Source organism: Mesorhizobium sp. B2-6-2, assembly GCF_006440615.1.
Lineage (GTDB): Bacteria > Pseudomonadota > Alphaproteobacteria > Rhizobiales > Rhizobiaceae > Mesorhizobium.
The window spans coordinates 1-3,015 of record NZ_VFUG01000042.1 but is presented as its reverse complement, the minus strand read 5'-3'; the positions used below and the strand labels follow the sequence as shown (position 1 = coordinate 3,015).

Annotated in this window: 1 rRNA gene; it reads left to right on the top strand. The window is 53.9% G+C overall.

What is annotated here, in order from left to right:
* Nucleotides 1–45 precede the first annotated feature (45 nt).
* Nucleotides 46–2,869, top strand: a 23S ribosomal RNA gene (locus tag FJ419_RS30550).
* Nucleotides 2,870–3,015: the final 146 nt, after the last annotated feature.

Below are 3,015 nucleotides of genomic sequence, written 5' to 3'. Positions count from 1 at the left end.
CGACGATCCCTTCGGGATCGCGTGATGGGTATTGGCAATGAGAACGATCAAGTGTCTTAAGGGCAATTGGTGGATGCCTTGGCATGCACAGGCGATGAAGGACGTGATACGCTGCGATAAGCTACGGGGAGGTGCGAATACCCTTTGATCCGTAGATTTCCGAATGGGGAAACCCACCTAAGGTACTTGGAAAATCAGAGCGGCAGGAATGCGACGATCCTTCGGATCGCGCCGTCTTGCCGCTGTGGTTTCCAAGTATCGCTAATAGGTAACTTATCCTGAATACATAGGGATAAAGTGGCGAACGCGGGGAACTGAAACATCTAAGTACCCGTAGGAAAGGACATCAACCGAGACTCCGGAAGTAGTGGCGAGCGAACCCGGACCAGGCCAGTGGCGATTGAGAGACAAGCGGAACCTTCTGGAAAGTAGGGCCATAGCGGGTGACAGCCCCGTACGCGTAATGCGATCAATCGTCCTCGAGTAAGGCGGGACACGTGAAATCCTGTCTGAAATTGGGAGGACCACCTTCCAAGCCTAAGTACTCGTGCATGACCGATAGCGAACTAGTACCGTGAGGGAAAGGTGAAAAGCACCCCGACAAGGGGAGTGAAAGAGTACCTGAAACCGATTGCCTACAAACAGTGGGAGCCCGCAAGGGTGACCACGTACCTTTTGTATAATGGGTCAGCGACTTAGTGTGACGAGCAAGCTTAAACCGGTAGGTGTAGGCGCAGCGAAAGCGAGTCTGAACAGGGCGTTCAGTTCGTCGCATTAGACCCGAAACCGAGTGATCTAGCCATGAGCAGGTTGAAGGTAAGGTAACACTTACTGGAGGACCGAACCCATAACTGTTGCAATAGTTCGGGATGACTTGTGGCTAGGGGTGAAAGGCCAATCAAACTCGGAAATAGCTGGTTCTCCGCGAAATCTATTTAGGTAGAGCGTCGACCGAATACCCCAGGGGGTAGAGCACTGGATGGGCTAGGGGTCCTCACCGGATTACCAAACCTAACCAAACTCCGAATACCTGGGAGTACTAGTCGGCAGACACACGGCGGGTGCTAACGTCCGTCGTGAAAAGGGAAACAACCCTGACCTACAGCTAAGGTCCCCAAGTTATGGCTAAGTGGGAAAGGATGTGAGGATCCCAAAACAACCAGGATGTTGGCTTAGAAGCAGCCATCATTTAAAGAAAGCGTAACAGCTCACTGGTCTAAATAAGGGTCTTTGCGCCGAAAATGTAACGGGGCTAAAGCCATACACCGAAGCTTAGGGTTCGTGAGCAATCACGAGCGGTAGCGGAGCGTTCTGTAAGCTGATGAAGCCGTACCCGTGAGGGGCGGTGGAGGTATCAGAAGTGCGAATGCTGACATGAGTAACGTAAGGGGAGTGAGAGACTCCCCCGCCGAAAGACCAAGGGTTCCTGCTTAAAGTTAATCTGAGCAGGGTTAGCCGGCCCCTAAGACGAGGCGGAAACGCGTAGTCGATGGGAACCACGTTAATATTCGTGGGCCTGGAGGTAGTGACGGATCACACAAGTTGTCCAATCTTATCGGATTGAAAGGGCAGCGGAGTGGTTCCAGGAAATAGCTCCTCCTTATAGACCGTACCCGAAACCGACACTGGTGGTCAGGTAGAGTATACCAAGGCGCTTGAGAGAACTATGCTGAAGGAACTCGGCAAATTGCACGCGTAACTTCGGAAGAAGCGTGACCCTTTTCTGCGCAAGCAGAGGAGGGTGGCACAGACCAGGGGGTAGCGACTGTTTATCAAAAACACAGGGCTCTGCGAAGCCGCAAGGCGACGTATAGGGTCTGACGCCTGCCCGGTGCTGGAAGGTTAAGAGGAGGGGTGCAAGCTCTGAATCGAAGCCCCAGTAAACGGCGGCCGTAACTATAACGGTCCTAAGGTAGCGAAATTCCTTGTCGGGTAAGTTCCGACCTGCACGAATGGCGTAACGACTTCCCCGCTGTCTCCAGCATAGACTCAGTGAAATTGAATTCCCCGTGAAGATGCGGGGTTCCTGCGGTTAGACGGAAAGACCCCGTGCACCTTTACTATAGCTTTACATTGGCATTCGTAGTGGCATGTGTAGGATAGGTGGTAGGCTTTGAAACCTGGGCGCCAGCTCAGGTGGAGCCACCCTTGAAATACCACCCTTATTACTATGGATGTCTAACCGCGGCCCGTTATCCGGGTCCGGGACAATGTATGGTGGGTAGTTTGACTGGGGCGGTCGCCTCCTAAAGAGTAACGGAGGCGCGCGATGGTGGGCTCAGAACGGTCGGAAATCGTTCGCTGAGTGCAATGGCATAAGCCTGCCTGACTGCGAGACTGACAAGTCGAGCAGAGACGAAAGTCGGTCATAGTGATCCGGTGGTCCCGCGTGGAAGGGCCATCGCTCAACGGATAAAAGGTACGCCGGGGATAACAGGCTGATGACCCCCAAGAGTCCATATCGACGGGGTTGTTTGGCACCTCGATGTCGACTCATCGCATCCTGGGGCTGGAGCAGGTCCCAAGGGTATGGCTGTTCGCCATTTAAAGCGGTACGTGAGTTGGGTTCAGAACGTCGTGAGACAGTTCGGTCCCTATCTGCCGTGGGTGTAGGAATATTGAAAGGATCTGTCCCTAGTACGAGAGGACCGGGATGGACGGATCTCTGGTGGACCTGTTGTGGCGCCAGCCGCATCGCAGGGTAGCTATATCCGGACGGGATAACCGCTGAAGGCATCTAAGCGGGAAACCCACCTTGAAACGAGTATTCCCTGAGAACCGTGGAAGACGACCACGTTGATAGGCCGGGTGTGGAAGAGCGGCAACGCTTGAAGCTTACCGGTACTAATAGTTCGATAGGCTTGATCGTTCTCATTACTTATATCCATCTTGTTCTCACTCACGCTTGTTCCGCCCTGCGGGGCGGCGCTACGTGGGTGCGGCGCATCGGCGCCGACGGTCGGTCGACCTTGCGAAGCTTCGCTTCGAAGGGCGCCAGGCTGAAAGAACGTCAAA